Origin of the sequence: Paraburkholderia sp. (assembly GCF_035656215.1) — a bacterium.
In the GTDB taxonomy this organism is placed as follows: domain Bacteria; phylum Pseudomonadota; class Gammaproteobacteria; order Burkholderiales; family Burkholderiaceae; genus Paraburkholderia.
This window is the reverse complement of the sequence record NZ_DASRSY010000216.1, coordinates 1-5,968: the sequence shown is the minus strand read 5'-3', so window position 1 is coordinate 5,968 and position 5,968 is coordinate 1. Positions and strand designations below refer to the sequence as shown.

At 63.5% G+C, this 5,968-nt stretch carries 5 protein-coding genes; all 5 read right to left on the bottom strand.

Features of this window, described 5'->3' with window-relative positions; translation table 11 throughout:
- A partial coding sequence (locus VFE81_RS12285; RefSeq protein WP_325044850.1) for an AMP-binding protein occupies window positions 1-1,604 on the bottom strand: 1,604 nt, incomplete at its 3' end.
- Window positions 1,601-2,941, bottom strand: coding sequence for an acetyl-CoA C-acetyltransferase (locus VFE81_RS12280; protein WP_325044849.1), 1,341 nt, complete (start codon window positions 2,939-2,941; stop codon window positions 1,601-1,603). The genes VFE81_RS12285 and VFE81_RS12280, both read right to left, overlap by 4 nt.
- A 150-nt stretch (window positions 2,942-3,091) precedes the next feature.
- Window positions 3,092-4,012 (bottom strand): MaoC/PaaZ C-terminal domain-containing protein, encoded by a 921-nt coding sequence (locus VFE81_RS12275; protein ID WP_325044848.1) that lies wholly within the window; start codon window positions 4,010-4,012, stop codon window positions 3,092-3,094.
- Between the two features lie 2 nt (window positions 4,013-4,014).
- Window positions 4,015-5,427 (bottom strand): 3-oxoacyl-ACP reductase, encoded by a 1,413-nt coding sequence (locus tag VFE81_RS12270; protein WP_325044847.1) that lies wholly within the window; start codon window positions 5,425-5,427, stop codon window positions 4,015-4,017.
- Between the two features lie 125 nt (window positions 5,428-5,552).
- Window positions 5,553-5,968 (bottom strand): acyl-CoA dehydrogenase domain-containing protein (locus VFE81_RS12265; RefSeq protein ID WP_325044846.1); only part of this gene is annotated, 416 nt, incomplete at its 5' end.

The following is a 5,968-nucleotide window of genomic DNA, read 5'->3' as shown; positions in this document are numbered from 1 at the left end:
CCTTGCGCCGCGTCGGGCACACCGATTGCGGCGACTTCGCGTACGTCCGGAAGCGCCGCGATCACGTCTTCGACTTCATTCGGATAGACGTTGAAGCCCGACACCAGGATCATGTCTTTCTTCCGGTCGATCAGACGGATGAAGCCGCGTGAATCCATCACGCCGATGTCGCCGGTGGCGAGCCAGCCGTCGTCGTCGATCACCTTGGCGGTTTCTTCCGGGCGATTCCAGTAGCCTTTCATCACCTGCGGGCCCTTCACACACAGCTCACCGGCTTCGCCGATGTTCGCCCACGTACCGTCGTCCTTCTTGAAGCGCACTTGCGTGGACGGCGCGGGCAAACCAATCGAGCCTTCGAAGTCGCGCAGATTGGTCAGGTCCACCGGATTCATCGACACGATCGGCGAGCACTCCGTGAGCCCGTAGCCTTCGATGATCGGCTTGCCGGTGACCGCCTTGAAGCGATCGGCGACCGACTTCTGCGTAGCCATGCCGCCCGCCATCGCGAGTTTAAGGTTCGAGAAGTCGCGCTTGCAGAACTCTTCGTTGTCGAGGAACGCGTTGTAGAGCGTGTTGACCGCGGTCATGCCGGTGAATTTCTCGTGACGGATGATCATCATCACGCGCTTCATGTCGCGCGGATTGGCGATCAGGATGTTGCGCCCGCCGAGTCCCATGAAGATCAGCGCATTCACCGTCAGCGAATAGATGTGATAGAGCGGCAGCGGCGTGAGCACCGTTTCGATGTCGCCGCTCAGTTGCCCCGCAGACCACACCTTCGCTTGCAACAGATTGGCGATGATGTTCCTGTGCGTGAGCATCGCGCCTTTGGCCACGCCGGTCGTGCCGCCGGTGTATTGCAGGAAAGCGATGTCGGCGTGAGTGGGGCGCGCCGGCGTCAACGGCCGCGTGTAACCGATCGAAAGGGCTTCGAGCATCGGCACCGCTTTGGGCAGGCTGTATGCCGGCACCATCTTTTTCACATGGCGCAGCATGAAATTGAGCAGACGTCCCTTCAGATTCAGGCCGTCGGCGAGCAGGTCGCCGAGGCCCGTTACGATGACGTTCTGCACTTTGGTGCCGGGCAGCGCGTCTTCGACCGTCTTCGCGAAGTTCTCGAACACGATGATGGTTTGCGCGCCGCTGTCCTTCAACTGATGCGCGAGTTCGCGCACCGTGTAGAGCGGATTCACGTTGACCACCACGCCGCCGGCCTTGAGCACGCCGAACAGCGACACCGGATACTGGAACGTATTCGGCAGCATGATCGCGACCCGTTCGCCAGGCTTTACGCCGATGCTTTGCAGATACGCGGCGAACGCGGTCGCCTTGCGGCCGAGCTCGCCATACGTCATGTTCGCGCCGACGCTTACATACGCCACGCGCTCACGAAACTGCGCGATGCATTCGTCGAAGAACTGCACGACCGATTCGTACTGTTTGACGTCGATTTCATGCGGTACGTCTGCCGGATATGACGCGTACCAGATACCGTCGGTGTTGGGCGCGTGATTCGCCGTCTGACTGGGCACCTGATCGGCTGCATTCGTCAGGGGTGCGGATCCGGCGGCGGGCGAGAGCGGGGCTTGCGTTGGCTGGGTCATCGGTCGTCTCCTGAAGCCGTGGCTTCATCTGTTTGTGTGCGTTCCAAAATCGCCACCACGCCCTGGCCGCCCGCCCCGCAGATCGAAATCAACCCGCGCGCAGTGCCGGCCGGCTTGTCGAGTTGTGCGAGCATTTTCGCGAGTCCGGCGACAATGCGGCCACCCGTGGCGGCAAACGGATGGCCGGTAGCGAGCGAGCTGCCGTTCACGTTCAATTTTGCCCGATCGATCGCGCCGAGCGGCTCCGGTAAACCGAGTTGCGTGCGGCAATACTCATCATCCTGCCACGCCGTGAGCGTGCACAACACCTGCGCAGCGAATGCTTCGTGAATCTCGACCAGATCGAAGTCCTGCAATGTGAGCCCGGCGCGCGCCAGCATGCGAGGCACGGCATAAGCGGGCGCCATCAGCAGGCCTTCTTTCTTGTCGAAAAAGTCGACGGCGGCGGTTTCGGACCAGCTCAAGTACGCCAGCACCGGCAGGCCATGTTTGGCCGCCCATTCTTCGCTTGCGAGCAATACGGCGGACGCGCCGTCTGTCAGCGGCGTCGAATTGCCGGCTGTCAGCGTGCCCGCGTCGCGATCGAATACCGGCTTCAGACCGGCGAGTTTTTCGAGCGTCAGGTCGGAGCGCAGGTTGTTGTCGCGCGCAAGGCCACGGTACGGTGTCATCAGATCGTTGACGAAGCCGCGCGCATACGCCTCGGTGAGCTTGCGGTGGCTGTCGTAAGCGAGCACGTCCTGCGCTTCGCGCGAGATGTTCCAGCGCTTGGCCATCAGCTCGCAATGTTCACCCATGGAAAGCCCGGTGCGTGGCTCGCCATTGCGCGGCAAAAGCGGTTTGAAAAACATGCCCGGTCGCAGTTTGGTCAGTGCACCGACACGTTGGCCGGTACTCTTGCCGCGATTCGCTTCGAGCAGGATCTTGCGCATGCGCTCGTTGACACCGATCGGCGCATCGGAGGTCGTATCCACGCCGCCCGCGATGCCTACTTCGATCTGCCCGAGAGCGATCTTGTTGGCGACGAGAATGGCGGCTTCCAGCCCGGTGCCGCAGGCCTGCTGCACGTCGTAGGCGGGCGTTTCTTTCGCGAGCGTGGTGGACAACACGGATTCACGCGTCAGGTTGAAATCGCGCGAATGCTTGATGACGGCGCCGGCCGCCACTTCGCCCAGACGTTCGCCATGCAGGTTGTAGCGGTCGATCAGGCCTTGCAGCGTGAACGTCAGCATGTCCTGATTCGACGCGGTCGCGTAGGTAGTGTTCGAGCGGGCAAACGGAATCCGGTTGCCGCCGATGATGGCGACGCGGCGCACGGCGGGCAGCGGGTTGGACATGCTCGGCTCCTTTGGGTCGTTCCCTGGTTATTGAACGGTACGAATAGTGAATAGGGCTTCTTTGCTGTGGTGCTTCTGTTAGCTCAACAACGATTCTCAGGCAGCTTCAATTCCATGCGATGACGAAAACATAGGCGTGCCTGCGGGACTTCATAGCAGCTTCCACTGCATTCGGCCGCGCAAGTGCGGTTTTTCCCCGGCAATGTCGCGTACCTCGAGGTCTCGCTCGATCAGCGAGGGCGATGCACTCCACAGTGTTGCTTCGCCCGGCAGCAGCATCGGCAATTTGAATTCAGCACTCAACGTAGCCTCGGCGAGCGGTTTCGGCGGTTGCAGCGCGGCGGCGGCGCGTGCGAGCGTCCACATGCCATGCGCAATGGCGCGCGGAAAGCCGAATGCCTTCGCGGATAGCGCGGTCAGATGAATCGGGTTGTAGTCGCCGGATACTTTCGCGTAGTCGCGGCCCAGTTGCGGCGCCAGTTGCCAGCGCGAGATGCGCTGCAGCGCGTCGTGCCCGAGTTCCAGCGGATCGAGCGGACCGCCGCGTGCCGGCACGCCGCGTTTCAGATAGACGCTGTCGCCGTCCCACACTGCTTCGCCACGGCGGTACATACGGGTATGCAGCACGAACGCCTGACCTTTGTCGTGACGTAGCAGCGCGCCGAATTCGACCTCGACGCGCAACATGTCCTTGTAAGCGAGCGGCCGGCGCAGTCGCACGTGGTTTGCCAGATGCACGAGGCCGAGTGCCGGCCAGGGAAACGCCGGGTCGGTCAGCATCAGCAGGTGCAGCGGGAAGGCAAGCAGATGCGGATACGTGAGCGGCACGCCGTGCTCGGGGATAAAGCCGCAAACCCGCGAATAACGCCAGATCGGCCCGGGGTCGAGGACCACGGCGGGGCGCACGAGGCGCAATGCCGGCAGGTGCGTGTCGCGCCCACGTTTGACGATGCCGGACAACGCGCGGGCATACAGCTTTGCCGGCGCGGGCAACTGCTCGATGACGACGGTCTTCGGACGGCCCGCGCTCGCTGCGTGGCCACTCCTGAGCGGATCACCCGGCTCACCCATGCTCACGCTCCAATCAGGCTTTGTCCGCACACGCGTATGACCTGGCCGCTCACGCCCGCCGATCCCGGATGCGCGAGCCACGCGATGGTCTGTGCGACATCCGCCGGCTGGCCCCCCTGGCTCATCGAATTCATACGGCGACCGGCCTCGCGGATGGTCAGCGGAATCTTCGCGGTCATCTGCGTTTCGATAAAGCCGGGCGCGACCGCGTTGATCGTGATGCCGCGTGCGCGCAGATGCGGCGCCATGCTTTGCACCCGGCCGATCACACCGGCTTTTGACGTGGCGTAATTGGTCTGGCCGAGATTGCCCGCGATGCCGCTGATCGACGACACGCCGATGATGCGGCCGCCGTCGCGCAAAATGCCGGCCGCGAGCAAGGCGTCGTCGATACGCTCCTGCGCGGACAGGTTGATGTCGATCACGCTTTGCCACGCGGCATCGGTCATCTTCGCGATGGTTTTGTCCTTGGTGATGCCCGCGTTGTGCACGACGATATCCAGGCCCTGTTCGTCGAGCGCCGCGGCGATCTGCGCGGGCGCTTCGGGCGCAGCAATGTCGAAGGCGAGGGCGGTGCCGTTCAACTGGCGCATCGTCGAATCGAGCGCGTCGCGCGCCGAGGGGATGTCGATGCCGATGACGTGCGCGCCTTCCGCGGCGAGCACGCTCGCAATCGACGCGCCGATGCCGCGCGCCGCGCCGGTGACGACGGCACGCCGGCCCGCGAGCGGCTGATTCCAGTCGAACGCCGGCAAGGCATCGACGCCCGCGCGTACGCCGATGCGCACCACCTGGCCCGACACATAGGCGGAACGCGGCGATAGCAAGAATCGCAACGTCGCTTCGATGCCGCTCTCGGCGCCTTGCTCCACGTAGACAAGATTGGCGGTAATACCGCGCCGCGCTTCCTTGCCTAGCGAACGCGTGAGGCCCTCGAGCGCGCGCTGCGCGGTCCATTGACGCGGCGTCGCGCAGGTTTCCGGCGGACGTCCCAACACAATGATGCGGCCGCACTTGCCGAGCGAGCGCAACGTGTCGTGGAAGTATCCGTGCAGCGGTTCAAGCTGGCTGCTGTCTTCGATACCGCTTGCATCGAACAGCAGGGCGCTGAGCTTGCCATGCGAACCGGACTCCGCCGCCTCGAAACGGCCGGTCATCAGACCATGTCGATTCGCGAGCGGCACCCATAGCCCCGCGCTTTCATGCGCAACACTGGTTACGCCAATGCTCGTGACGAGATTCGCGAGCGCCTCGAGCAGATGCGGTTCGCGGCCCGCACCGATCGCCACCAGCCCGTCGAACTCGGGCCGGTCCGCCCGATAGCGGTGCAGCATCTCGGGCTTCGGCAAGCCCAGCGAGCGCGCGAGGCGCGCGCCGAACGGCGAGTTGACGAAGTTCAGGTAAGAGTCGTTCATATCGTTCGTTGCTCCGCTGGCCACGCCCCGAAGGAAGTCCCCTTGGGGGACTTCGGACGTGTGTCAGTGTGCACCCAGTTTGGGGCATCTGGGAGAGCCCCGCCTGGATGTTTTTTTCAAGGCGCTCAAGCCGCGAGTTCCAGCGCTTTTTCGAGCGCATCCTTGCGCTTTTGCAAATTCGCGAGCATGTCGAAGTCGGCAGGGAAGTCGTCGACCTGCACGACCAGCGCACCATACCGCGCGTAGTCTTCGAGCACGCGGCGATCGTCGGCATCGATCAGGCCTTTCTGCTGTGCCGCTTCGGTCCATGCGGCCAATTGCGGCAGGCTCTGAGGCATCGGTTCGAGCAAGCCTTGCTTGACGGCGTCGCGCAGTTTCTGGTCGATCTGCGTGAAGCGCGGGTTCAACTCGAACACGAGCTCGCCGTAGCCGAGCGCATCGACGTCCGGATGCGGCACGTACGAGTCGGACACGAGGCGATTGCGCGCCGCGCCCGGCGTTTGCATCAGTTCCGCGATCTCGGTACCGAGGCGATCGGACG